Origin of the sequence: Pseudomonas sp. CFBP13508 (assembly GCF_005233515.1) — a bacterium.
Lineage (GTDB): Bacteria > Pseudomonadota > Gammaproteobacteria > Pseudomonadales > Pseudomonadaceae > Aquipseudomonas > Aquipseudomonas mercuritolerans.
Genome location: NZ_QFZZ01000003.1, coordinates 257271 through 281497, shown reverse-complemented (window position 1 = coordinate 281497; position 24227 = coordinate 257271). Strand labels below are relative to the sequence as shown.

Here is a 24227-nt window from a genome sequence, read left to right as displayed (position 1 = left end):
GATTGACCTTGCGGTTTTTATGGGAACTTGTACCTGAGTTCCCGGTCAATTTTTCGCAGTGCCGAGAGGCACGAGTATGTAAGTGGGAGGTTTTTTCGTATGACCAATTCTTTGCAACCTGCGTATGCGCTGGTTCCGGGTGCGAACCTGGAAGCCTATGTGCACACCGTCAACAGCATTCCATTGCTGACGCCGGAGCAGGAGCGTGAACTGGCCGAGAGTCTCTACTATGAGCAGGATTTGGGGGCGGCTCGGCAGATGGTGCTCGCCCACCTGCGTTTTGTCGTACACATTGCCCGTAGCTATTCCGGCTACGGTCTGGCCCAGGCTGACCTGATCCAGGAAGGCAACGTCGGCCTGATGAAGGCCGTCAAGCGCTTCAACCCGGAAATGGGTGTGCGTCTGGTGTCGTTCGCTGTGCACTGGATCAAGGCGGAAATTCACGAGTTCATCCTGCGCAACTGGCGCATTGTGAAAGTCGCGACCACCAAGGCCCAGCGCAAGTTGTTCTTCAACTTGCGCAGCCAGAAGAAGCGCCTGGCGTGGCTGAACAACGAGGAAGTCCACCGTGTGGCGGAAAGCCTTGGCGTCGAACCACGTGAAGTGCGCGAGATGGAAAGTCGCCTGACCGGCCATGACATGGCCTTCGACCCGGCTGCCGAAGCCGACGACGACAGTGCTTTCCAGTCGCCGGCCAACTACCTGGAAGACCACCGGTACGACCCGGCGCGTCAACTGGAAGATGCCGACTGGAGCGACAACTCCAACACCAACCTGCACGAAGCACTGGAAGTGCTGGACGAACGCAGCCGTGACATCCTCTACCAGCGCTGGCTGGCGGAAGAAAAAGCCACGCTGCACGACCTGGCGCAGAAGTACAACGTGTCGGCCGAGCGAATCCGTCAGCTCGAAAAGAGCGCGATGAACAAGCTCAAGTTGTCGATCGCCGCCTAACTGGCGAATCCGCAACAAAAAACGCCCCGATCAGCGATGATCGGGGCGTTTTTATTTCTGTTTCAACACAAATCCCTGTGGGAGCGAGCCTGCTCGCGAATGCGGTTTATCAGTGACATCAACACAGGCTGACACACCGCTTTCGCGAGCAGGCTCGCTCCCGCATTGGAATTTCGGTGTTATTCAGCCCAAGGCGCCCGTCGCGAATCATTCAGCCCGAGCAAGTAACTGTCCCCGCCCAACTGACTCATCTGCTGCCGAATCCACCCGGCACGTCGCGATACATAACCGGTCGGATGACTCGCGCTCCACACCCGTGGATTGGGCAGTACCGCCGCCAGATAACTCGCCTGCTGACGCGACAATGACTTAGCACTCACGCCAAAGTGATGCCGCGCCGCCGCTTCAGCGCCAAACACGCCGTCATCCCACTCGACGCTGTTCAGATACACTTCAAGAATCCGCTGCTTGGGCCAGAACACCTCGATCAGCGCGGTAAACCACGCTTCCAAACCCTTGCGCAGATAGCTGCGGCCGGACCAGAGAAAGAGATTTTTCGACACCTGCTGGCTCAAAGTGCTGGCGCCGCGAATCGAACCGCCCAGTTCGTTGTGGGCCAGAGCGGCCTGAATCGCGCGCAGATCGAAGCCCCAGTGCTCGGGAAATTTCTGGTCCTCGCCAGCAATTACCGCCACTTTCAGGTCATCGGAGATCTCCTTCCACGGTTTCCAGGTGCGCTGCAGGTCAATCGGCTCGCCGTCGACCCAGGATTCGACCTTGCGCTCGACCATCAACGCCGTGCCCGGCGGTGGCACGAAGCGGAACACCAGCACCAGCAAGACACTGCCGCCGGCGAACCAGAGCAGGGCCTTCGTGAGATGACGGAAAATTGAACGCAGCATAGAGATGGCTTGGCCGAACCCGTGGAGCGGGCCATTATACAGACCCTGCCGATGGCGTCTGACTGGAGTTCCCCATGCTGCGTGGCTTTTTGATGCTGGCCGCTTTTTTCGGATTCACCGGTGTTGCGCTGGGTGCGTTCGCCGCCCATGGCCTGAAAAACCGTCTGACGCCGGAATACCTGACGATTTTCCACACCGGCGTCACCTACCAACTGGTGCACACACTCGCGCTGTTCGGCGTTGCGCTGCTGGCCACGCAGATTCAAGGGCGCCTGATTACTTGGGCCGGCCTGTCCTTCACCGTCGGCATGGTGTTGTTCTCCGGCAGCCTGTATCTGCTGACCATGACCGGCATCAGCAAACTCGGCATCATCACGCCGTTTGGTGGCCTCGCGTTTCTCATCGGTTGGGTTTGCCTCGGCCTCGCCGCTTGGCGCCTATCCTGAATCTGGCGCTCCCTCCTGTAGGAGCTGCCGAAGGCTGCGATCTTTTGATTTTGTTTTTCAAGATCAAAAGATCGCAGCCTTCGGCAGCTCCTACACGGACGTGTTTCAAGACGAATGGCTTGGGTCAGCCTGATTGATCGGGCTAGAATGCCAGCCCCTAAAAATGATGGCGGCGTTGTGCATGCGCATTCAGTTGAACGGTGAGTCCTTTGAATTGCCCGACGGTGAAACCGTTGCGGGCCTGATCACTCGTCTGGAGCTGACCGGGCGCCGTGTGGCGGTAGAGCTCAATCTGGACATCGTCCCGCGCAGCCAGCATGCCGATACCACATTGAACGACGGCGACAACGTCGAAGTGGTGCACGCCATCGGTGGCGGCTGATCGCCTGGCCCGCGAGGGCACAGAATTCTGCAAGACCCTCACCCCTAAAGAGGATTCCCCATGAGCATCGTTCGTAGCGACAAGCCTTTTGTGCTGGCCGGTCGTACTTACCAGTCGCGTTTGCTGGTCGGTACCGGCAAGTACCGTGACATGGAAGAAACCCGCCAGGCCATCGAAGCCTCGGGTGCCGAGATCGTCACCTTCGCCGTGCGCCGCACCAACCTGGGCCAGATCGAAGGCGAGCCGAACCTGCTCGAAGTGCTGTCGCCGGATCGCTACACCTTCCTGCCGAACACTGCTGGTTGCTACGACGCCATCGAAGCCGTGCGCACCTGCCGCCTGGCGCGTGAGCTGCTCGACGGCCACAACCTGGTGAAGCTGGAAGTGCTGGCCGACCAGAAAACCCTGTTCCCCAACGTGATCGAAACCCTCAAGGCCGCCGAAACGCTGGTCAAGGAAGGCTTCGACGTGATGGTCTACACCAGCGATGACCCGATCATTGCTCGCCAGTTGGCCGAAATCGGCTGCATCGCCGTCATGCCGCTGGCCGGTCTGATCGGCTCCGGTCTGGGCATCTGCAATCCGTACAACCTGCAGATCATCCTCGAAGAAGCCAAGATCCCGGTGCTGGTGGATGCCGGTGTCGGTACCGCTTCCGACGCGACCATCGCCATGGAGCTGGGTTGCGACGCCGTACTGATGAACTCGGCCATCGCCCACGCCCAGCAACCGGTCATGATGGCGCAAGCCATGCAGCACGCCATCGTTGCCGGTCGCCTGGCGTACCTCGCCGGCCGCATGCCGAAAAAACTCTATGCCAGCGCCTCTTCGCCGCTGGATGGTCTGATCAAGTAAGAGCCATTGATGACTGAATCGAACGACACGCCTGTCCAGCCGGACGAAGGCGACGAGCGCCAACACCGCCGCATCAAGAGTTTCGTGATGCGCGCCGGGCGCATGACCGAAGGCCAGCAACGCGGACTGGACCAGGGCGCGCCGCTGTACGTGCTGCCGCTGGCCGATGCGCCGGTCGATTACGACCAGGTGTTCGGCCGCTCGGCACCGCGCTCGCTGGAAATCGGTTTCGGCATGGGCCACTCGCTGCTGGAAATGGCCGCTGCTGCTCCGGAGCAGGATTTCATCGGTGTTGAAGTGCACCGTCCGGGTGTCGGCGCGCTGCTCAATGGCGTGCTGACCCAAGGGCTGACCAACCTGCGGGTCTACGATTGCGACGCGATCGAAGTGCTCAACCGCTGCATCGCCGATAACAGCCTCGATCGCCTGATGCTGTTTTTCCCGGATCCGTGGCACAAGAGCCGCCACCACAAGCGCCGCATCGTCCAGGCCTCGTTCGCCGAACTGGTGCGCAGCAAGTTGAAGGTCGGCGGCATTCTGCACATGGCCACCGACTGGGAACCGTACGCCGAGTACATGCTGGAAGTGATGAACGTCGCCCCGGGCTACCGCAACCTCGCCGAAGACGGCAAATGCGTCCCACGCCCGGCCGAACGCCCGATCACCAAGTTCGAACGCCGCGGCGAACGTCTTGGCCATGNATGATGTTGGATGTTAAGACGCCTTCGCGAGCAGGCTCGCTCCCACAATTGTTTTGTGTATGAGGAGATTACAGGGGGGCAAGAAATCGAGCGGGCACCTGCTCTGTCAACCAGACGCCATTTTCGGCCTGATAGAACTTGAAGCCCTGTTCTTCCATCTGCTTCGCGGCAACCTTCAGAACGACTGGCGTTCCGTAGCGTTGACCCACGGCCGACGCGGTGGCGATCTCATCGGACAGATGCACCTGATGGCGTTGTCCTGGAATCAAGCCTTGTTCGTGGATCGAGTCGAGAAAACGCGTCGCTGTTCCGTGGTAGAGCGTTTGCGGTGGCTGTTTCTGCTCGAATTGCAGATCAACGCTTTTCGCCGAGTGGCCTTGAACAGCGCGTATACAGTGGCCATCAGCGGAAATCGTAAAACGCTTCTTGTCACTGCTGGTCACGATGTTTTCAATCAGCTCACGACTTAAATGTCTGCCATCACGCGCCGCGCCGCTGATCAGTGCATCGATATTTGCCCAGCCTTCCGAATTCAGATTCAGTCCGATCGCTTGAGGCTCGTGACGCAACACGAAGCTGAGAAATTTGCTCGTCTCATCCAGTAGTTTTTTACTCATGAACTTCCCTTTCATTGCGATCAACTGTGGGAGCGAGCCTGCTCGCGAAAGCGGTCTGACTATCAACGATGATGTTGGATGTTAAGACGCCTTCGCGAGCAGGCTCGCTCCCACATTTCGTTTCGGGGTGTTTGCGGTGTCAGCGGCGGTCGGCGACGACGCCGATCAGCACCAGTACCACCAGCAGCACCGGCGCCAGGCTGTAGTTGTTGAACTGGCTCAGGCCTTTGATCACCCATGGCGTGGCGTAGATCAGCGCGGCGCCGCTGCCTATCAGGCAGAGCAGGGCCATCAAAGGCACGCGCAGGGCGCCGGCGATGCTGCCCAGCCGTTGTTCGACCCAGCCTTTGAAGTCAGCGCCGAACAGCACCAGCAGGCAACCGACCAGCGCCAGGGCGATTTCCGAGAGATTGCTGCGGCTCCAGCGGGAGACGGTTGCCAGCAGGTCGAGTATCAAATCCATGCGTTTTCCCTTTGAGCTGAAGTCAGTTCAGAAATTGTTGCAGCAAGTCGTTGAGGAACAGCTGGCCGCGTTCGGTCGCCGCCAGGCGTGACGGTTCGACCTGCAACAGGCCGCTTTGTTCGGCCTCGCGGCGGCCTTCGGCGAGGGTGTCCAGCGACAGGCCGGTGCGCTCCGGATACAGGCGCGATTCGACCCCGGCAGTCAGCCGCAGGGCGTTCATCAGGAACTCGAACGGCATTTCATCATTGCTCAGCGATTTTTCGCCGGCCTGAAAGCTTTTCGCCGGGTTCAGATAGTCCTTCGGCAAGCGGGTTTTCCATGTGCGCACGATGCGCCCGTCCGGGTGACTCAGCTTGCCATGGGCGCCGGCGCCGATGCCGATGAAGTCGCCAAAACTCCAGTAATTGAGGTTGTGCCGCGCTGGTCGCCCGGCCTGGGCGTACGCCGACACTTCGTATTGCGCGTAACCGTGCTCGGCCAGCAGCGCCTGGCCGGCTTCCTGAATGTCCCACAGCGTGTCGTCTTCCGGCAGCACTGGCGGCTGATTCCAGAACACCGTGTTCGGCTCCAGCGTCAGTTGATACCAGGAAATGTGCGTCGGCTTCAGCGCGATGGCCTGGCGCAGATCGCTCAGGGCATCGTCCAGCGACTGATCCGGCAAACCGTGCATCAAGTCGAGGTTGAAGTTATCGAACCCGGCCTGCCGCGCCATGCCTGCGGCACGCACGGCTTCGTCACCGTTGTGAATGCGGCCGAGGGCTTCGAGTTTTTCCTGCTGGAAACTCTGGATACCGATCGACAGGCGATTGATCCCCAGCTTGCGATAAGCAATAAACTTCTCTTGCTCGAAAGTGCCGGGATTGGCCTCAAGGGTGATTTCGATGTCGGCGGCGAACGGGATGCGTTTTTCGACGCCCTGCAACAAACGGCCGAGGGCTTCGGCGCTGAACAGGCTCGGCGTCCCGCCACCAAAGAAAATCGAAGTCAGCTCACGGCCATACACCGCATGCAGATCCTGATCGAGATCGGCCAGCAGCGCGTCGACGTATTCCTGCTCCGGCAGCACCGGGCTGGCGGTGTGCGAGTTGAAATCGCAATAGGGGCATTTGCGCACACACCACGGGATGTGGATGTACAGCGCCAGGGGCGGCAGGGTTGGCAGCGGTGCCCGAGGCGAGGACGCGGCGCCGCCGATGATCAGCGACGACGCGCAAGAATCAGTGGTCATTTCAAGCCCAGACGCTGGCGCAGCAGATCCATTGCACGGGCGCGGTGGCTGATCTGGTTCTTGTCGGCCGGGCTCAGTTCGGCGCTGGAGCAGTCGCGCTCCGGCACCCAGAACAGTGGGTCATAACCGAAGCCATGCTCGCCGCTGGCTGCGTTGAGGATGCGTCCGTGCCACAGGCCTTCGCAGAGGATCGGCAGCGGATCATCGGCGTGGCGCACCAGCGCGAGCACGCAAACGAACTGCGCACCGCGCTCGGCTTCTGGCACATCTTTCAGCGCATCGAGCAGCTTGGCGTTGTTCGCCGCATCGCCCTGGCCGTCGGCGTAACGCGCCGAGTAGATGCCCGGCGCACCATCAAGGAAATCCACTGCCAGTCCGGAGTCGTCGGCCAGTGCCGGCAGCCCGGAAATGCGCGCGGCATTGCGGGCCTTGAGGATCGCGTTTTCGACAAACGACAGGCCGGTTTCTTCCGGCTCGACCTTGCTCCATTCGCCAATCGAGCGCAGTTGCACCGAGTCGCCGAGCATGGCCTGGAGTTCTTTGAGTTTGCCGGCGTTATGGCTGGCCAGTACGAGCTGCTTGATGTTCATCATTCGCCGGGAAAGAGTTCTTGGTTGAAATTGATAGTGTTGATCTTGTCGCCGTTCTGCACCTTGATTTCAAAGGTGCGGGTTTCCTGCTGCGGCACCGGGTACTGGGCGATGTAGTAGATCGCGCCCTGTTCGGTGACCTGGCGAAATTTCAGCGCCACGCTGTTGCTGGTCAGGTCCTTGATCGTGCCAGTGACGCTGGCGATCACCGGTTTGCCGTCCTTGACCACCGAGACGTTGATCACGCCCTGGTTCTTGCTGCGGATCAGCTCGGCAGCCTTGGCGATATCCGGTTGCAGGAACGTCGAGTTGAAGGTGTTGTAGTGCACCGTGATGTCGCCGAAGGTTTCCTTGCGCTCACCTTTGATGACGTCCGCCGCCATGGCGCTGGCGCTCAGGCAGGCGGTGAGTAACAGCAACGCTAGACGACTCATGTTCGTGCTCCTTCAATTGCCCAGGCTCAGACCGCGACCCGGTGGTCCGCCAGTTGCGGACTGCTGACGCGGTAGATACCGATTTCACCTAACAGATTAGGCCATAGCTTACTGGCCCACCCGTGCCGGTGCTGTTGATCCACGGCAAGCCGATCAATGACCTTCGCATCACGTTCGCGGCACAGTTCTTCGAAATCCTCGAAGGTGCAGAAGTGGATGTTCGGCGTGTTGTACCAGGTGTAGGGCAGGAATTCCGAGACCGGCATGCGGCCCTTGCTCGCCAGATACCAGCGGCAGCGCCAGTGGCCGAAGTTGGGGAAGGTGATGATGCACTGCCGGCCGACCCGGAGCATTTCGTCGAGGATCTTGTCCGGGTAATGCACCGCTTGCAGGGCCTGGGTCATGACGACGATGTCGAAACTGTTGCTGGCAAAATTGCCCAGGCCTTTGTCCAGATCCTGCTCGATGACGTTGATGCCCTTGGCCACGCACTCGGCGATGTTGTCGGCGTCGTTTTCCAGGCCATAACCGGTGACATTCTTGTTGTCGCGCAGCCAGGTCAGCAGCTCGCCGTCACCGCAACCCAGGTCGAGGACGCGGCTGCCGGCGGGGATCCATTCCTGGATGATTTCCAGATCAGCTCTCATGGCTTTCTCACAACGAAATGCGGTTCATGTAATTGCCGAACGCCTGCAAGTAACGCGGGATCGGAATCAGGAAGGCGTCGTGGCCCTGGGGCGCGTCGATTTCCAGATAACTGACGTCCTTGCGCGCAGCCATCAGCGCATCCACCAGTTCTCGCGAGCGAGCCGGGGAGAAGCGCCAGTCGGTGGTGAACGACATCACGCAGAATTTGGCTGTGGCGTTTTCAAAGGTTTTCGCCAGATCATCGTCGAAGTTAGCCGCCGGATCGAAGTAATCCAGCGCTTTGGTCATCAACAGATAGGTGTTGGCATCGAAGCGCCCGGAGAACTCTTCGCCCTGATAACGCAGGTAGCTTTCGACCTGGAACTCGACGCTGTGGAAGTCGTAGTTGAGCTTTTCGCTCTTCAGGCCACGGCCGAATTTCTCACCCATGGAGTCGTCGGACAGATAGGTGATGTGCCCGACCATGCGCGCCAGCATCAGCCCGCGCTTGGGGATCACGCCGGCTTCCTGGAACGAGCCGCCGTGGAATTCCGGATCGGTGAGGATCGCCTGGCGCGCGACTTCGTTGAAGGCGATGTTCTGCGCAGACAATTTAGGCGCCGAGGCGATCGCCAGGCAGTGCCGCACGCGATCCGGGTAGGTGATGGTCCATTGCAGCGCCTGCATGCCGCCGAGGCTGCCGCCGATCACTGCCGCCCACTGGCTGATGCCGAGCAGGTCAGCCAGGCGTGCCTGGCTGTGCACCCAGTCTTCCACGGTGAGCACCGGGAAGTCGGCGCCAAACGGCTTGCCGGTTTCCGGGTTGACGCTGCTCGGGCCGGTGGAGCCGTTGCAGCCACCGAGGTTGTTCAGGCTGACCACAAAGAACCTGTTGGTGTCGATCGGCTTGCCGGGACCGATGCAGCTGTCCCACCAACCGGGCTTGCGGTCGTCGACGCTGTGATAGCCGGCAGCATGGTGGTGGCCGGACAAGGCGTGGCAGATCAGCACGGCGTTGCTCGCCTGGGCGTTCAGCGTGCCGTAGGTTTCGTAGATCAGGTCATAGGCGGCCAGCGAACGCCCACAGGCCAGCGCCAGCGGTTCGCTGAAATGCGCGGTTTGCGGCGTTACCAGACCAACAGAATCGGCGGGAAAGGCAGTTGGCATCGACCCTGCTCTCGTTGAAATGAGGCGTAAGTCTAAAGACCGGGGGGGTTAGCGGCAAGCAACGATCAGGTCCGGCGTTTTCGCTTCGAATCGAGGTGCAGCCATTCGCGAGCAGGCTCGCTCCCACAGTTGAAATGCATTCCAATGTGGGAGCGAGCCTGCTCGCGAAAAAGGCGACTCGGCCAGTCAGACCGAACGCACTCGGTTACATCAGCAAACGCAGAATCTCCGGCATCATCGTCATCGCCGCCAGATTGTTGATCACCAGCATGTCGATCAACTTCAGCGCAAGGAAGGCGAAGATCGGCGACAGGTCCAGGCCGCCGAGGTTCGGCAGGAAACGACGGAACGGTGCCAGCGCCGGTTCACAGATCTGGTTGACCAGTTCAGCGCCCGGATTGTGGCTGCCCGGTGCGACCCACGACAGGATCACGCTGATGATCAGGGCGAAGAAGAAGATCTTCAGGAACAGCGCGGTGACGCCGATCAGCGACCAGATCACCAGTTGCAGCGGGTTGCCGGTGGTGCCGTAGGTCAGCAGCAGGGTCAGCGCCATCAGCAGCAGTTGCACCAGAATCGCCAGTACCAGCGACGACATGTCGAGGCCGAACAGGCTCGGGATGATCCGGCGCAAAGGCTTGAGCAGCGGCTGGGTGGCCTTGACCACGAACTGGCACAGCGGGTTGTAGAAGTTCGCCCGCACCAGTTGCAGGACGAAGCGCAGCAGCACGATCAGCAGATACAGGCTGCCGAGGGTTTGCAGCACGTAAACCGCTGCGGTGTTCAATCCGATCATGTAAGGCTCCTTTATTTGCCCAGTTGTTCGGCCATTTCGGCCGAGCGGTGCGCGGCGGCGCCGAGTGCGGTTTCAACCAGCGCTTCGAAGCCGCCAGCCTGGAATGATTTGATCGCTGCTTCCGTAGTGCCATTCGGCGAGGTCACGCGGCGGCGCAGTTCGGCTGCATCGACATCGCTGGACACCGCCATGTGCGCGGCGCCCAAGGCGGTCTGCACGGTCAGTTGCTCAGCGATCTCTTTTGGCAGGCCAAGTTTGACGCCGGCGGCGGTCATCGCTTCGATCAGCAGGAAGAAGTACGCCGGGCCGGAGCCGGACACTGCGGTGACTGCGTCCAGTTGCTGTTCTTCTTCCAGCCACAGGGCGATGCCGACGGCGGACAGCAGCTCTTCGGCTTGCTGGCGCTGCTCGGCGCTCACTTCGCTGGTCGCGTACAGACCGCTGACACCCTGACGCAGCAGCGCCGGAGTGTTCGGCATGCAGCGCACGATCGGCTGTTCGCCGAGCCACGCGGTCATGCTCGCGCAGGTGATGCCAGCGGCGATCGACACCACCAGTTGATTAGGCTTGAGGCTCGGGCGGATTGCCTCGCACACGGCTTTCATCGCCTGTGGCTTGACCGCCAGGACGATGACATCGACGCCGTCGATGGCCTGGGCGTTGTCAGCGAATGTTTCGATGCCGTGTTCGGCGCTGACCTTGGCACGGGTGTCTTCGCCCGGATCGCTGGCGCGGATCTGCGCCGCTTCCAGACCTTTGGCGCGCAAGCCGCCAATCAGACTGGCCGCCATGTTGCCCGCACCGATAAACGCAATACGTGTGTTGCTCATGTGTGGTCCTTATCTGGAAACGTTCAAGACTGGGAATAATCTCTGGCGCCAAACAGCGCGGTACCGATCCGCACCCAGGTGGCACCTTGGGCGATGGCCGACTCGAGGTCGTGGCTCATGCCCATGGACAGTGTGTCGAGCGGCAGAGCGAGGCTCGCCTGCAGTGCCTGTACGGCGGCGAAGGCAGCGTCCTGTTCGGCGCGCTCTTCGGTCGGCTCGGGAATCGCCATCAGTCCGCGCAATTTCAGCCGGGGCAGGGCGCTGATGGCCTCCGCCAGCGCCGGCAGATCGGCCGGGGTGCAACCGGATTTGCTCGCCTCGCCACTGACATTGACCTGAATGCAGATGTTCAGGGGCGGCAGTTCGGCCGGGCGTTGTTCGGACAGGCGTTGGGCAATTTTCAGACGATCCACGGAGTGCACCCAGTCGAAATGCTCGGCAATCGCGCGAGTCTTGTTCGATTGAATGGGGCCGATGAAGTGCCAGATCAAGGGCAGGTCGGCCAGCTCCAGCTGTTTGCCCAAGGCTTCCTGCAAGTAGTTCTCGCCGAAGTCGCGCAGGCCGGCGGCATAGGCTTCACGCAGGGCCTGGGCGGGTTTGGTCTTGCTCACGGCGAGCAAATGGATGCTGTTTTCGTCGCGGTGCGCAGCTTTGGCCGCTGCCTGGATGCGCGAACTAACCTGAAGGATGTTGTCTGCTATCGTGGACATCAAGAGGCGCCGGCGGTCTGTAGGTTCGCGGCATTCTACTGGAATTGAGGGACGCTATGGATATCACTGAACTGCTGGCCTTCAGCGCCAAACAGGGCGCTTCCGACCTGCACCTGTCGGCCGGCCTGCCGCCGATGATCCGTGTCGATGGCGACGTGCGACGGATCAATCTGCCGGCGCTGGATCACAAGCAAGTGCACGATCTGATCTACGACATCATGAACGACACCCAGCGCATCGAATTCGAGAAAAATCTGGAAACGGATTTTTCCTTCGATGTACCCGGCGTGGCGCGCTTTCGGGTCAACGCCTTTAACCAGAATCGTGGTGCCGGCGCGGTGTTCCGCACCATTCCGTCGAAAGTGCTGAGCATGGAAGACCTCGCCATGGGCGATGTTTTCCGCAAGATCACCGATGCGCCGCGCGGGCTGGTCCTGGTCACCGGGCCGACCGGCTCCGGCAAGTCGACCACGCTGGCGGCGATGATCGATTACCTCAACACCCATCGCCATCACCACATTCTCACCATCGAAGACCCCATCGAGTTCGTCCATGAATCGCGCAAATGCCTGATCAATCAGCGCGAAGTGCACCGCGATACCCGCAGCTTCGCCACCGCACTGCGCTCGGCCCTGCGTGAAGACCCGGACGTGATTCTGGTCGGCGAAATGCGTGATCTGGAAACCATTCGCCTCGCTCTGACCGCCGCCGAGACCGGGCATCTGGTGTTCGGCACGCTGCACACGACCTCGGCGGCGAAGACCATCGACCGCGTGGTCGACGTGTTTCCCGGCGACGAGAAGTCGATGGTCCGTTCGATGCTGTCGGAGTCGTTGCTGGCGGTGGTGTCGCAGACGTTGATCAAGAAGATCGGCGGCGGGCGGGTGGCGGCGCATGAAATCATGCTCGGGACGTCGGCGATCCGTAACCTCATCCGCGAAGACAAGGTGGCGCAGATGTATTCGGCGATTCAGACCGGTGGGTCGCTGGGGATGCAGACACTGGACATGTGCCTGAAGGATCTGGTGACCAAGGGCTTGATCAGCCGCGAGCATGCCCGCGAGAAAGCGCGTACGCCGGATAATTTTTAACCACCAAAAGCAAAAGATCGCAGCCTTCGGCAGCTCCTACAGGGAAACGCTGATCCCAATGTAGGAGCTGCCGAAGGCTGCGATCTTTTGATCTTTAACGCTGGACTACGCGCAGTTGCTGTTGTTCTTTCGGCAACACGCGCTTGGCGACGACGTAATGCTTTTCCCAGTACGGCTTGTTCAGCGTGTCGATGCTCACCGCTTTGCCACGGCGCGGGGCGTGGATGAAGCGGTCGTTGCCCAGGTAGATGGCAACGTGGTTGACCCGACGGCTCTTGATGTTGAAGAAAATCAGATCGCCCGGCTTCAGATCCTTGCGCTCGACTTTCTCGCCGTGACCGCTGGCCATGGCGTTGGAGGTGCGTGGCAGGTCGAAAGTAGCGTCGTTGAACGCGTATTTCACCAGACCGCTGCAATCGAAGCCTTTACTTGGGCTGCTGCCGCCCCAACGATAAGGTGTACCGAGGACGTTTACCGCACGGCTCAGCACATTGCTGCTTTCCTTGCTCGCCATCGGTGGCACCAGCTTGCTGCGGCTCTTGCTGCTCAGCGTGGTGGTCTTGCTCTTGCTGCTTTTGCTCGAAGGAGCCGAAGCATGGGATTTAGGGGTGAAGCCGTTGACGTTGGGAAGACGTTGCTCACGATTGGTGGCGTGGGCGGCCAGTGGCATTAATAGGCAAATAGTCAGCCATGTCTTGAAAAATGGTCGCATTAGGCGTGGCTCATAAGTGATAGCGCGCAACTTTATAACAGCTTTTTTTGCCGTTCCGAGGCCGTTCATCGATTCATTCCGCCGGCTACGGAACCAAAAACGCTCAAAAAGTACGCAATTGTCCGACAGAAGTCAGGTTCTACAAGGGTTTCGCGCTAGCAACGGTAACATTTGCCATACGTCGGCCACCTGTAAAAAAGTCACAAAGAAATGAAGAATATTTATCTATCGAGTGCAATGAGGTCTTAATGAACAGCTATCAGCTCCCCCGCGTGAAAGAAAAAGACACTCACAGCAAAGTCATCGGCTACCTGCTGTGGATTTTCGGATTCACCGGCGCGCACCGCTTTTATTACGGCAAGCCGGTGACCGGAACGATCTGGTTCTTCACCTTCGGTTTGCTGGGGATTGGCTGGCTGATCGACGTGTTTCTGATCCCGGCGATGGATCGCGAAGCGGACCTGCGCTTTGCCGCCGGGCCGATCGAGTACAACGTCGCGTGGATTCTGCTGACTTTCCTCGGTGTGTTCGGCGTGCACCGGATGTATCAGGGCAAATGGATCAGCGGCCTGCTGTATCTGCTGACCGGCGGGTTGTTCTTTATTGGCGTGCTGTATGACTTCTGGACCCTGAACGATCAGGTGTCGGTGCGCAACGCGCAGAATCGCGGCGCCTTCCAGTAAGTAGTGGCGAGGGGATTTATCCCCGTTGGGCCGCGAAGCGGTCCTGAATCCGAGAACGCGGTGGATTTGCTCCACCGCGTGCAATGGCTTCGCGACTGCTACGCAGCCGAACGGGGATAAATCCCCTCGCCACAATCTCCCTCAGCAGCAAGTCATGCCTGGTGAGTAATCCGCCCATCCACCAGCGTATAGCGCACCACGCCCGGCAGACTGTGGCCGATGAACGGGCAGTTCTCGCCCTTCGACAGCCAGTGCTCACCGGCCACCGTCGAAGCCTTGGGGTCGAACAGCACGATATCCGCCGCACCGCCCACCGCCAGTTTGCCCGCCGGCAGACGCAGCGCTTCGGCCGGGCCTGCGCTGAGACGTGCCAGCAGCGTCGGCAAGTCGAGCAAACCATCCTCGACCAGCGTCATCGCCAGCGGCAGCAGCAACTCCACACTGCTAATGCCCGGCTCGGTCGCGCCGAACGGTGCCAGTTTGGCGTCGCGCTCGTGGGGCTGGTGATGGCTGGAGATCGCCGAAACCACCCCGGATTTCACCGCTTCACGCAGACCATCGCGGTCGGCACGGGTGCGCAGCGGTGGTTGCACGTGATAAAGGCTGTTGAAGTCGATCAGCGCTTCGTCAGTCAGGATCAGCTGATACAACGCAACATCCGCCGTTACCTTCAAGCCACGGGCCTGCGCCTGAGCAATCAGCGCCACACCCCGTGCACTGGTCAGCTGGCTGAAATGCGCACGCACGCCGGTCTGCTCGACCAGCAGCAGATCGCGAGCCAGCGCCACGGTTTCGGCGGTTTCCGGGATGCCCGGCAGGCCGAGGAAACTGGCGACCGCGCCTTCGTGGGCGAGACCGCCCTCGGCCAGATCGTGATCCTGCGAGTTGAAGATCACTGTCAGGTCGAAAGTCGCCGCGTATTCCAGCGCCCGGCACAGGGTGCGGCTGTTGCGGAAGCTCTCCAGACCGTTGCCGAACGCTACGCAACCGGCGTCGCGCAGCGCGACCAGTTCGGCCAGTTGTTCGCCGTCGAGGCCTTTGCTCAGCGCGCCAATCGGGAACACTTTGGTGTTGCCCGCCTCGCGGGCGCGGTCGAGGATCAGTTCGGCCACGGCGGAGGTGTCGAGCACCGGTTTGGTCTTCGGCGGGCAGCACAGGCTGGTCACGCCACCGGCAGCGGCGGCGCGGGTTTCGCTGACGATCGAGCCTTTGCGGCTGTAACCCGGCTCGCGCAGGGCAACGTTGAGATCGACCAGGCCAGGCGCGGCGACCAGACCTTGGGCATCAATGGTTTCCACTGCGCTGAAACCGGCCGGCGCGGCGCCGAGGGCGACGATCTTGCAGGCTTCAACGTGGATGTCGGTGATTTGATCCAGGCCGCTGCTGGGATCGATGACGCGTGCGCCGAGAATGCTGAGCTTCACTGGGCGGTCTCCTGCTCGAATTGACGTTGCGCAGTCTGCCCGCTCATGGCCATGGACAGCACGGCCATACGAATCGCGATGCCGTAGGTCACTTGATTGAGGATCACCGAGTGCGGGCCGTCGGCCACCGCCGACTCGATCTCCACGCCACGGTTGATCGGCCCCGGGTGCATGACGATGCAATCGGGTTTGGCTCCGGCCAGACGTGCGGTGGTCAGGCCGAACAGGCGATAGAACTCGCCTTCGCTGGGCAGCAGGCCGCCGGTCATGCGCTCACGTTGCAGACGCAGCATGATCACCACGTCGACGTCTTTCAGGCCTTCGGCCATGTCGGTGTAGACCTTGACGCCGTATTGCTCGATGCCGATCGGCAGCAGGGTTTTCGGCGCGATCACGCGGATGTCCTGGCAGCCAAGGGTTTTCAGCGCGAGCATGTTCGAGCGCGCCACCCGCGAATGCAGGATGTCGCCGACGATGGCGACCGAAAGGTTTTCGAAACCGCCCTTGTGCCGACGGATGGTGAGCATGTCGAGCATGCCCTGGGTCGGGTGCGCATGCCGGCCGTCGCCGCCGTTGATGATCGCCACTTGCGGGCAGACATGTTCGGCGATGAAGTGCGCCGCGCCGGAGTCGCCGTGGCGCACGACGAACATGTCGGCGGCCATCGCTTCAAGGTTGCGCAGGGTATCGAGCAGCGTTTCGCCCTTGCTCGCCGACGATGTCGACACGTTCAGGGTGATCACGTCCGCCGACAGCCGCTGGGCCGCCAGTTCAAACGTGGTGCGGGTGCGCGTGGAGTTTTCGAAGAACACGTTGCACACGGTCTTGCCGCGCAGCAGCGGGACTTTCTTCACCGCCCGGGCACCCACTTCAAGGAACGAGTCGGCAGTGTCGAGGATTTCCGTCAGCAACTCGCGGCGCAAACCGTCGAGCGAGAGGAAGTGGCGCAGCTGGCCCTGATCATTGAGCTGCAGCGGGCGCTTGGTATCTAGAGGCGTCATCGCGAGGGGGACTCTCAATAGGGCGGATTAAAGGGTGACGTCTTGCAGTTCGAGCGTCAGCGGCTCGGGGCCGGACAACTTGACCCGCTGGTTGCCGGCCAGGGTCAGGGTGGCGCCGACCACGTTCGGGCGGATCGGCAGCTCGCCGGCGTCCAGGTCCAGCAGGCAGACCAGGGTGACGCTGGCCGGGCGGCCGTAATCGAACAATTCATTCATGGCGGCGCGGATGGTCCGACCGCTCATCAGCACGTCGTCGATCAGCACCAGATGCTGGCCTTCGATCTCGAAGGGCAGGGCGGACGGGCGCACTTGCGGGTGCAGGCCGTTCTGGCTGAAGTCATCGCGGTAGAAGGACACATCCAGCGTGCCCAGTGGCGCATCGCTGGCCAGTTCCTTGAGCAGCGCCTGCGCGACCCAGATGCCGCCGGTGCGGATGCCGATGTAACGCGGTTCGCTGATGTCACGCTGGGCAAGGTGCGCCTTGAGGCGGGTCGCCATCTGGCTGATCAGATCGGCGGGATTGGGCAGGCTCATGGTTGCTCCTTCGTGAATCCGCGCTGCGTCCTGCCGGACGAAGCTCGGTTTATAACCAAAAGAAAAGCGCCGAAGCGCTTGTCAGGATTCAAACAATGCAGTGTTTTCATCGAGCCAGCCCTGCAGCAGCAGGGCGGCGGCGATGGCGTCCACCGGGTTGTCGCGGTAACTGCCTTTCTGCCCGCCACGCACCAGTCGCTCGCCCTTGGCTTCGAAGGTGGTCAGGCGTTCGTCGTGGGTATAGAAGGGCAGGTTGTAGCGGCCGTTGAGGCGGCGGGCGAATTTCTCGGCGCGCACGCACATCTCGCTGGGCGTGCCGTCCATGTTCAACGGCAGGCCGACCACCACGGCGTCGGGTTTCCATTCTTTAATCAGCGCTTCGACCTGATCCCAGTTCGGCACGCCGTTCTGCGCTTTGAGGGTGCACAGCTCGCGGGCCTGGCCGGTGATGACCTGGCCGACCGCGACGCCGATCTGTTTGGTGCCGTAGTCGAAGCCGAGAATCAGGCGCAGGGCCATCAGGCGTGACCCGCCTGGCTGGTGAGCAGATTCAGGTCGATGCCCAGGTGCCGCGCTGCCGCTTCCAGGCGCAATTCGCTGCGAGTGTTGAAGAGGATGTCGGCGTTGAACGGGCAGGTCAGCCAGGCGTTGTCGGCCAGTTCGGCTTCCAGTTGCCCGGCTTCCCATCCGGCGTAACCGAGGGTGATCAGGCTTTGCGCGGGGCCGACGCCGTCAGCGATGGCGAACAGCACATCCTGCGAAGTCGACAGGGCCAGGTCGCCGTCCAGCTGCGCCGTGGCCTGGAAGGTCTGGCCCGCCGGGTGCAGGACGAAACCGCGATCGGTCTGCACCGGCCCGCCGATGAAGATCGGCACATCCTGGCAACGCGCCGGCGGCTCGATGTCCGGGCGCAGCTGTTCGAGGATGTCGGCCAGGTTCAAATCTTGCGGCCTGTTGACCACCAGCCCCATCGCGCCATTGGCCGTGTGCTCGACGATGTAGGTCAAGGTGTGGGCAAAGTTCGGGTCGGCCATGTGTGGCATGGCGATCAGGAAGTGATGCTTGAGGTAGCTGGGGCTGACGTTTTTCATGAGCGCTAGTGTGGCGTTCGAGGGGCGAACTGACAAGCTGGAGATGTAAGCAACACACCGATCCAAGGTGGGAGCGAGCCTGCTCGCGAATGCGGTGGACCAGTCACATTAATATTGAATGACACACCGCATTCGCGAGCAGGCTCGCTCCCACAGGGTTTGCAGGGTCTTTAATTGCTGGAGAGCTTGTCGCCCCTGGCAAATTTCCAGGTGCGGATGATTTCCAGGCGGTCGATGTCCGACAGATCGCCGGTAAACGGTGCAAACGGCGCGGCCAGGCGGACGATGCGCTGCGCCGCCTGATCGAGCAGCGGCTGGCCGGAGGATTCCAGCACCAGCACTTCATACAGCGAGCCGTCGCGGTTGATCGAGACCATCAGGCGCAAATTGCCGTAGATCTGCTTGCGTCGGGCTTCTTCGGGGTAGTTGAGGTTGCCGATGCGTTCGACCTTCTTGCGCCAGTCGTCCTTGTACCAGGCGCCCTTGTCACGCATGGTCGAGGCCGCGCTCAAGCGGTGGATGCGCGGGCGCTTGGCGTACAGCTGTTGTTCCTTGGCCAGCTCCGCCTCGAGGCTGGCGATGTCGCTGGACAGCTGCGAGCTGTCGAACACCGGCGCGTCGACGGTCGGTTTGACTTCGGTTTTGCTTTCTTCTTTCTTGGTCGGCGCCTTTTTCGGTTTCGGCGCGACGGTGGTCACCGCTGCCTTGGGTGCGGCTTCCTGCACCACTGGCTTGGCGGCGGGCGGCGGGGTGACCTTTTTGACCTGATTGTCCTGGAACGGCGCGACTTCGGTGGTCTTGGGCAGGGCCTTCTTGTCCAGCGTGCCGCTGCCTTCCTGGTTTTCCTGGGCGAGAAAATCCGCCTTTTCCGGCTTTTTCTCGGCCTTGAAGGTGGCCAGGGTGATTTCCAGGGTTTTGCTGATCTGCTGCGGCTCGACCATGGTGAAGCCGACGCCGAGCAGCAGCGCCAGGTGAATCAGCGCCGCCAGAAACAGGGTAAAACCGAGGCGATCGGCCGGGCGCACGCCACGATGGGCGAGTTCAGCGGGCAGATCGGACGGCAGAGTCATCGTAGAAAAACCAACATCGCTTTTTTTGGGCTCGGCATGATAACGCAATGTTGGTTTTTAGCTGCAAGTGACAGAGAAGCAAGCGACGAGCCGCAAGCTTCAAGCTTCAAGCTTCAAGCTTCAAGCTTCAAGCTGACGCGGGCGGCTTCAAGCTTGAGGCTTGCGGCTCGAAGCTTGCAGCTGCTTTTCGATAGCATCCATCAGCATGCCGCCGATGTCGGTGCCGAAGGCATTGTCGATTTCGCGGATGCAGGTCGGGCTGGTGACGTTGATTTCGGTCAGGTGCTCGCCGATCACGTCGAGGCCGACGAACAGCAGGCCTTTCTCGCGCAGGGTCGGGCCGACCTGGGCGGCGATCCAGCGATCCTTCTCGGTCAGCGGACGCGCTTCGCCACGGCCACCGGCGGCGAGGTTGCCACGGGTTTCGCCCATGGCCGGGATCCGCGCCAGGCAGTAATCCACCGGCTCGCCATCGATCATCAGGATGCGCTTGTCGCCATCGACGATCGCCGGCAGGTAGCCCTGAATCATGATCTGCTGCTTGCCGTGCAGGGTCAGGGTTTCGAGGATCACCGAGAGGTTCGGGTGGCCGGCGGTATGGCGGAAGATCGACGAACCGCCCATGCCGTCCAGCGGCTTGAGGATCACGTCACCGTGATGGTCGGCGAACTGACGCAATACGTCCGGGCGGCGGCTGACGATGGTCGGCGGCGTGCACTGCGGGAACAGCGTAGCGAACAGTTTTTCATTGCAGTCGCGCAGGCTCTGCGGCTTGTTTACCACCAGCACGCCGGCGGCTTCGGCCTGTTCCAGCAGATAAGTGGAATAGACGAATTCCATGTCGAACGGCGGATCCTTGCGCATCAGGATCACGTCCAGATCGCTCAGCAGGTTGTCCTGCTCGGCGTCCAGTTCGAACCATTTGTCCGGATTGGCGAAGACTTTCAGCGGACTCATCCGCGCCCGCGCCTGGCCTTCGGCCTGATACAGGTCTTTCTGTTCCATGTAGAACAGTTCCCAGCCACGCTTCTGCGCGGCCAGCAGCATGGCCAGCGAGCTATCCTTTTTATAGGAGATGCTGGCGATAGGGTCCATGACAATCCCGACGCGAACGCTCATTGGGTTTTCCTCGAAATTTGGCTACCGGATCGGTATTGAAAAAGTGCCGCCAGAGTGGCGCCGGGCGGGTTTCGGGTCAAGGAAAAACCCGTCGATAGATTGCATCTGGAGACTGTGCTAAAAAGGCTGGCAGATCGCGCCGCCCCATGGGTTTCAAGGGTTTCAGGCCATTATTCACAGCAAAACGGACAATTTGATTCGCAAAGGCGACGGTAGAACCCTCTTATGGAACAGCAGTCCAGCGCCTTGAAGGTCATGGTGATCGACGACTCGAAAACGATTCGCCGCACCGCCGAAACATTGTTGAAGAATGTCGGTTGCGAAGTGATCACCGCAATCGACGGTTTCGATGCGCTGGCCAAGATTGCCGACCACCATCCCGGGATCATCTTTGTCGACATCATGATGCCGCGTCTGGACGGTTATCAGACCTGCGCCCTGATCAAGAACAACAGCGCCTTCAAGGCGACGCCGGTGATCATGCTGTCGTCCAGGGACGGTCTGTTCGACAAGGCCAAGGGGCGGATTGTCGGTTCTGATCAATTTCTGACCAAACCGTTCAGCAAAGAAGAACTGCTCAACGCGATCCAGGCCCATGTTCCGGGCTTCGCCGCCGTTTTGCCGCAGTAAGACACGCACAGTGACGCTCGGCCAGCGGGCCGGCAGTCGACCAGAAAAATGGGGAAGACCATGGCACGTATCCTGATCGTCGATGATTCGCCGACTGAAATGTACAAACTCACCGGCATGCTCGAAAAGCACGGCCATGAAGTGCTCAAGGCCGAGAACGGCGCCGACGGCGTGGCCCTGGCCCGTCAGGAAAAACCCGACGCGGTGCTGATGGACATCGTCATGCCCGGCCTCAACGGTTTTCAGGCGACCCGCCAGTTGACCAAGGATGCCGATACCGCGCACATCCCGGTGATCATCATCACCACCAAGGATCAGGAGACCGACAAAGTCTGGGGCACCCGCCAGGGCGCCAAGGATTACCTGACCAAACCGGTCGACGAAGACACCCTGATCAAGACCCTGAACAACGTCCTCAAAGGCTGATCGCGCGATCATGAACGAATCGCTGACCGCGTTCGAACTGCTCTGGCAGATCGACCAGCGCTGCCGCCTGCTGGCAGCGGACCTGCCGTCGCAAGCGGCGCGCCCGGATCGCTGGAGCGGCATCGGCTTTCGCCTCGGCGAGCATTGGTATGTGGCGCCGATGGGCGAAGTCAGCGAAGTCCTGCATGAACCGCGCTTCACCCAGTTGCCCGGGGTCAAGCCGTGGGTCAAGGGTGTGGCTAACCTGCGCGGGCGGCTGCTGCCGATCATGGACCTGTGCGGGTTCTTCGGCCATGAGCTGTCGCCGCTGCGCAAACAACGGCGGGTATTGGTGGTGGAGCATGAAGACGTGTTCGCCGGGGTAATGGTCGACGAAGTCATCGGCTTGCAGCATTTCGAGCAGGGCAGTTTCGAGCCGCTGTCGATCAGCAAGCGCCAGGGCTCCAAGGCCGAATTCGTCAAAGGCTATTTCCGCCGCGAACAGAACTGGCGGGTGTTCAGCCTGTTTGCACTGGCCAGATCCCCGGTGTTCATGGGTGTGGCGATATAACAGATTCAACACCGTCCCCTGTGGGAGCGAGCCTGCTCGCGAATGCGGTCTGCCCTTTACATTGATGCTGGCTGACCCACCGCCTTCGCGAGCAGGCTCGCTCCCACAAGAGGCCATGGCAGGTTTCATAGGCGAGGACCGATGACAACAGCAAAAACAGGCAAGTCGGCAGAAGCATCGCGCAGTCGTGCGCAGATCATCGTGCTGTTTATCGCACTGATCGTGTTCATCATGCTGCTGTTCGCCAACTTCGCGTACCTCAACACCCAGGCGAACTACGACAAGCAGTACATCGGCCATGCCGGTGAGCTGCGCGTGCTCTCGCAACGCATTGCCAAAAACGCCACCGAAGCGGCGGCGGGCAAAGCGGCGGCGTTCAAGTTGCTCAGTGATGCGCGCAACGATTTCGCCCAGCGCTGGGGTTACCTGAAGAAAGGTGACCCGAACACCGGCCTGCCACCGGCACCCGTCGCCGTGCGCCCGGAAATGCGCGCGGTGCAGATGGACTGGGAACGCCTGCTGAAAAACACCGACGCGATCCTCACCAGTGAACAGACCGTGCTGTCGCTGCATCAGGTCGCCGCGACGCTGGCCGAAACCGTGCCGCAGTTGCAGATCGAATACGAAAAAGTCGTGGAAATCCTCCTCCAGCGCGGCGCCCCAGCGGCGCAGGTAGCGATGGCGCAACGGCAATCGCTACTGGCTGAACGCATTCTTGGCGCAGTCAACACCGTGCTCGCCGGTGACGAAAACTCGCAGCAGGCCGCCGACGCGTTTGGTCGTGATGCCGCGCGTTTCGGTCTGGTGCTCAACGGCATGTTGCAGGGCAACCCGGCGCTGAAAATCAGCCAGGTCGAAGACCGCGACGCCCGTGCGCGTTTGAGCGAAATCTCCGAGCTGTTCCAGTTCGTTTCCGGCTCCGTGGATGAAATCCTCGAAACTTCGCCAGAGCTGTTCAAGGTGCGCGAATCGGCGAGCAACATCTTCACCCTGTCGCAAACCCTGCTCGACGAAGCCTCGCATCTGGCCACCGGGTTCGAGCACCTGGCCGGCGGGCGTAACACCGACACCATTGGCGGCTATGTGCTGGGCTTGCTGGCGCTGGCCTCGATCATCCTCATCGGTCTGGTGATGGTGCGCGAAACCAATCGCCAATTGCGTGAAACCGCCGAGAAGAACGAGCGCAACCAGAACGCGATCATGCGCCTGCTCGACGAAATCGAAGACCTCGCCGATGGCGACCTCACCGTGACCGCTTCGGTGACCGAAGACTTCACCGGCACCATCGCCGACTCGATCAACTATTCCGTCGACCAGTTGCGCGATCTTGTGGCGACCATCAACCTCACCGCCGGCCAGGTTGCCGCTGCGGTGCAGGAAACCCAAGCCACCGCCATGCATCTGGCCCAGGCCTCGGAGCAACAGGCGCAGCAGATTTCCGAAGCCTCGACAGCCATCAGCGACATGGCCGAGTCCATCGATCAGGTCTCGGCCAACGCTGCCGAATCGTCGGCGGTGGCCGAGCGTTCCGTGGAAATCGCCAACAAGGGCAACGAGGTGGTGCACAACACCATCCACGGCATGGACAACATCCGCGAACAGATTCAGGACACCGCCAAGCGCATCAAGCGCCTCGGCGAGTCGTCCCAGGAAATCGGCGACATCGTCAGCCTGATCGACGACATCGCCGACCAGACCAACATCCTCGCCCTCAACGCAGCGATCCAGGCATCGATGGCCGGGGATGCCGGGCGCGGGTTTGCCGTGGTTGCCGACGAAGTGCAGCGGCTGGCCGAGCGTTCGTCCGCCGCGACCCGGCAGATCGAAACCCTGGTGCGGGCGATTCAGGCCGACACCAACGAAGCGGTGATTTCCATGGAGCAGACCACCACCGAAGTGGTGCGCGGCGCGCGACTGGCGCAGGATGCCGGTGTGGCCCTGGAAGAAATCGAAGGCGTGTCCAAGACCCTCGCGGCGCTGATCCAGAGCATTTCCAACGCGGCGCAACAGCAGACGTCTTCGGCCGGGCAGATCTCGCTGACGATGAACGTGATCCAGCAGATCACCTCGCAAACCTCGTCGGGGTCCACGGCCACCGCCGAGAGCATCGGCAACCTGGCGAAAATGGCCAGTCAGTTGCGCCGTTCGGTGTCCGGTTTCACCTTGCCGGCGGCGACAGATAAAGCGTGAGTGG

29 protein-coding genes and 1 pseudogene are annotated in these 24227 nt (G+C 61.0%); 11 read left to right on the top strand and 19 right to left on the bottom strand.

Annotated features, from left to right (window positions below; all coding sequences use genetic code 11):
• The first annotated feature begins 99 nt into the window (after positions 1 to 99).
• Positions 100 to 954 (top strand): RNA polymerase sigma factor RpoH, encoded by an 855-nt coding sequence (rpoH, locus tag PspCFBP13508_RS09665; RefSeq protein WP_016772717.1) that lies wholly within the window; start codon positions 100 to 102, stop codon positions 952 to 954.
• Positions 955 to 1133: 179 nt separating this feature from the next.
• Here the strand turns inward: rpoH and mtgA are convergent, their stop codons facing one another.
• Entirely contained in the window at positions 1134 to 1856 is a 723-nt protein-coding gene (mtgA, locus tag PspCFBP13508_RS09660; protein WP_137214312.1) for a monofunctional biosynthetic peptidoglycan transglycosylase, read from the bottom strand.
• A gap of 74 nt (positions 1857 to 1930) precedes the next feature.
• Between mtgA and PspCFBP13508_RS09655 the strand changes: the two genes are divergently transcribed.
• The 4 genes and pseudogenes from PspCFBP13508_RS09655 to trmB all read left to right on the top strand — a co-directional run.
• Positions 1931 to 2302, top strand: a complete 372-nt coding sequence (locus PspCFBP13508_RS09655; RefSeq protein WP_137214311.1) for a DUF423 domain-containing protein — start codon at positions 1931 to 1933, stop codon at positions 2300 to 2302.
• A 181-nt stretch (positions 2303 to 2483) separates the two neighbouring features.
• The gene (gene thiS / locus PspCFBP13508_RS09645) at positions 2484 to 2684 is read left to right on the top strand and encodes a sulfur carrier protein ThiS (RefSeq protein ID WP_161984075.1); all 201 of its coding nucleotides are present in this window, start codon (positions 2484 to 2486) and stop codon (positions 2682 to 2684) included.
• A 60-nt stretch (positions 2685 to 2744) separates the two neighbouring features.
• Positions 2745 to 3539, top strand: a complete 795-nt coding sequence (locus tag PspCFBP13508_RS09640) for a thiazole synthase (protein WP_007964131.1) — start codon at positions 2745 to 2747, stop codon at positions 3537 to 3539.
• Between the two features lie 9 nt (positions 3540 to 3548).
• Positions 3549 to 4239: pseudogene (trmB, locus tag PspCFBP13508_RS09635) on the top strand (tRNA (guanosine(46)-N7)-methyltransferase TrmB); the annotation flags it as partial.
• 69 nt (positions 4240 to 4308) lie between these two features.
• Here the strand turns inward: trmB and PspCFBP13508_RS09630 are convergent.
• The 10 genes from PspCFBP13508_RS09630 to PspCFBP13508_RS09585 form a co-directional block, all read right to left on the bottom strand.
• Complete coding sequence (locus PspCFBP13508_RS09630; protein WP_137214310.1) at positions 4309 to 4857, bottom strand: RNA 2'-phosphotransferase; 549 nt, start codon at positions 4855 to 4857, stop codon at positions 4309 to 4311.
• 139 nt (positions 4858 to 4996) lie between these two features.
• The gene (locus tag PspCFBP13508_RS09625; protein ID WP_008083808.1) at positions 4997 to 5320 is read right to left on the bottom strand and encodes a DUF3392 domain-containing protein; all 324 of its coding nucleotides are present in this window, start codon (positions 5318 to 5320) and stop codon (positions 4997 to 4999) included.
• A gap of 22 nt (positions 5321 to 5342) precedes the next feature.
• Positions 5343 to 6548 (bottom strand): radical SAM family heme chaperone HemW, encoded by a 1206-nt coding sequence (gene hemW, locus PspCFBP13508_RS09620; RefSeq protein WP_137214309.1) that lies wholly within the window; start codon positions 6546 to 6548, stop codon positions 5343 to 5345.
• Positions 6545 to 7141: an RdgB/HAM1 family non-canonical purine NTP pyrophosphatase gene (gene rdgB / locus PspCFBP13508_RS09615; RefSeq protein ID WP_137214308.1), complete on the bottom strand. Its 597-nt coding sequence runs from the start codon at positions 7139 to 7141 to the stop codon at positions 6545 to 6547. The genes hemW and rdgB overlap by 4 nt, the downstream gene beginning before the upstream one ends.
• The gene (locus PspCFBP13508_RS09610) at positions 7138 to 7572 is read right to left on the bottom strand and encodes a DUF4426 domain-containing protein (RefSeq protein WP_016772726.1); all 435 of its coding nucleotides are present in this window, start codon (positions 7570 to 7572) and stop codon (positions 7138 to 7140) included. Before PspCFBP13508_RS09610 ends, rdgB begins: the two co-directional genes overlap by 4 nt.
• Before the next feature lie 26 nt (positions 7573 to 7598).
• Positions 7599 to 8219: a methionine biosynthesis protein MetW gene (gene metW / locus PspCFBP13508_RS09605; RefSeq protein ID WP_024014659.1), complete on the bottom strand. Its 621-nt coding sequence runs from the start codon at positions 8217 to 8219 to the stop codon at positions 7599 to 7601.
• A gap of 7 nt (positions 8220 to 8226) precedes the next feature.
• Positions 8227 to 9366, bottom strand: a complete 1140-nt coding sequence (locus tag PspCFBP13508_RS09600) for a homoserine O-acetyltransferase (RefSeq protein ID WP_137214307.1) — start codon at positions 9364 to 9366, stop codon at positions 8227 to 8229.
• 205 nt (positions 9367 to 9571) lie between these two features.
• Positions 9572 to 10162, bottom strand: a complete 591-nt coding sequence (locus tag PspCFBP13508_RS09595; protein ID WP_016772729.1) for a YggT family protein — start codon at positions 10160 to 10162, stop codon at positions 9572 to 9574.
• Between the two features lie 11 nt (positions 10163 to 10173).
• Entirely contained in the window at positions 10174 to 10992 is an 819-nt protein-coding gene (proC, locus tag PspCFBP13508_RS09590; RefSeq protein WP_016772730.1) for a pyrroline-5-carboxylate reductase, read from the bottom strand.
• A 23-nt stretch (positions 10993 to 11015) separates the two neighbouring features.
• Positions 11016 to 11702 carry a YggS family pyridoxal phosphate-dependent enzyme gene (locus PspCFBP13508_RS09585; RefSeq protein ID WP_016772731.1) on the bottom strand — a complete coding sequence of 229 codons (687 nt, stop codon included), beginning with the start codon at positions 11700 to 11702 and terminating at the stop codon, positions 11016 to 11018.
• Between the two features lie 56 nt (positions 11703 to 11758).
• Between PspCFBP13508_RS09585 and PspCFBP13508_RS09580 the strand changes: the two genes are divergently transcribed.
• On the top strand, positions 11759 to 12793 hold the full coding sequence (locus PspCFBP13508_RS09580) for a type IV pilus twitching motility protein PilT (protein WP_016772732.1): 1035 nt from the start codon (positions 11759 to 11761) through the stop codon (positions 12791 to 12793).
• Between the two features lie 94 nt (positions 12794 to 12887).
• Here the strand turns inward: PspCFBP13508_RS09580 and PspCFBP13508_RS09575 are convergent, their stop codons facing one another.
• The gene (locus PspCFBP13508_RS09575) at positions 12888 to 13505 is read right to left on the bottom strand and encodes a C40 family peptidase (protein ID WP_024014657.1); all 618 of its coding nucleotides are present in this window, start codon (positions 13503 to 13505) and stop codon (positions 12888 to 12890) included.
• Between the two features lie 248 nt (positions 13506 to 13753).
• Between PspCFBP13508_RS09575 and PspCFBP13508_RS09570 the strand changes: the two genes are divergently transcribed.
• Complete coding sequence (locus PspCFBP13508_RS09570; RefSeq protein WP_039757549.1) at positions 13754 to 14188, top strand: TM2 domain-containing protein; 435 nt, start codon at positions 13754 to 13756, stop codon at positions 14186 to 14188.
• A 152-nt stretch (positions 14189 to 14340) separates the two neighbouring features.
• Here PspCFBP13508_RS09570 and PspCFBP13508_RS09565 read toward each other — a convergent pair whose 3' ends face one another.
• The 7 genes from PspCFBP13508_RS09565 to gshB form a co-directional block, all read right to left on the bottom strand.
• Positions 14341 to 15612, bottom strand: coding sequence for a dihydroorotase (locus PspCFBP13508_RS09565; protein ID WP_110603640.1), 1272 nt, complete (start codon positions 15610 to 15612; stop codon positions 14341 to 14343).
• Positions 15609 to 16613 (bottom strand): aspartate carbamoyltransferase catalytic subunit, encoded by a 1005-nt coding sequence (locus PspCFBP13508_RS09560; RefSeq protein WP_137214306.1) that lies wholly within the window; start codon positions 16611 to 16613, stop codon positions 15609 to 15611. The genes PspCFBP13508_RS09565 and PspCFBP13508_RS09560 overlap by 4 nt, the downstream gene beginning before the upstream one ends.
• A 27-nt stretch (positions 16614 to 16640) precedes the next feature.
• Positions 16641 to 17147, bottom strand: a complete 507-nt coding sequence (gene pyrR / locus PspCFBP13508_RS09555) for a bifunctional pyr operon transcriptional regulator/uracil phosphoribosyltransferase PyrR (RefSeq protein WP_024014655.1) — start codon at positions 17145 to 17147, stop codon at positions 16641 to 16643.
• 81 nt (positions 17148 to 17228) lie between these two features.
• Positions 17229 to 17666, bottom strand: a complete 438-nt coding sequence (gene ruvX / locus PspCFBP13508_RS09550; protein WP_016772738.1) for a Holliday junction resolvase RuvX — start codon at positions 17664 to 17666, stop codon at positions 17229 to 17231.
• Complete coding sequence (locus PspCFBP13508_RS09545) at positions 17666 to 18238, bottom strand: YqgE/AlgH family protein (RefSeq protein ID WP_016772739.1); 573 nt, start codon at positions 18236 to 18238, stop codon at positions 17666 to 17668. The genes ruvX and PspCFBP13508_RS09545 overlap by 1 nt, the downstream gene beginning before the upstream one ends.
• 170 nt (positions 18239 to 18408) lie before the next feature.
• Positions 18409 to 19308, bottom strand: coding sequence for an energy transducer TonB (locus PspCFBP13508_RS09540; protein WP_039757551.1), 900 nt, complete (start codon positions 19306 to 19308; stop codon positions 18409 to 18411).
• Between the two features lie 147 nt (positions 19309 to 19455).
• Positions 19456 to 20427: a glutathione synthase gene (gshB, locus tag PspCFBP13508_RS09535; protein ID WP_137214305.1), complete on the bottom strand. Its 972-nt coding sequence runs from the start codon at positions 20425 to 20427 to the stop codon at positions 19456 to 19458.
• Between the two features lie 225 nt (positions 20428 to 20652).
• Between gshB and pilG the strand changes: the two genes are divergently transcribed.
• The 4 genes from pilG (at position 20653) to PspCFBP13508_RS09515 (ending at position 24223) form a co-directional block, all read left to right on the top strand.
• Positions 20653 to 21057, top strand: coding sequence for a twitching motility response regulator PilG (gene pilG / locus PspCFBP13508_RS09530; protein ID WP_016772743.1), 405 nt, complete (start codon positions 20653 to 20655; stop codon positions 21055 to 21057).
• Positions 21058 to 21117: 60 nt separating this feature from the next.
• Positions 21118 to 21483, top strand: a complete 366-nt coding sequence (pilH, locus tag PspCFBP13508_RS09525; protein ID WP_039757553.1) for a twitching motility response regulator PilH — start codon at positions 21118 to 21120, stop codon at positions 21481 to 21483.
• Between the two features lie 10 nt (positions 21484 to 21493).
• Positions 21494 to 22033 carry a chemotaxis protein CheW gene (locus PspCFBP13508_RS09520; protein WP_130910563.1) on the top strand — a complete coding sequence of 180 codons (540 nt, stop codon included), beginning with the start codon at positions 21494 to 21496 and terminating at the stop codon, positions 22031 to 22033.
• Positions 22034 to 22174: 141 nt separating this feature from the next.
• Positions 22175 to 24223, top strand: a complete 2049-nt coding sequence (locus PspCFBP13508_RS09515) for a methyl-accepting chemotaxis protein (protein ID WP_101161207.1) — start codon at positions 22175 to 22177, stop codon at positions 24221 to 24223.
• Positions 24224 to 24227: the final 4 nt, after the last annotated feature.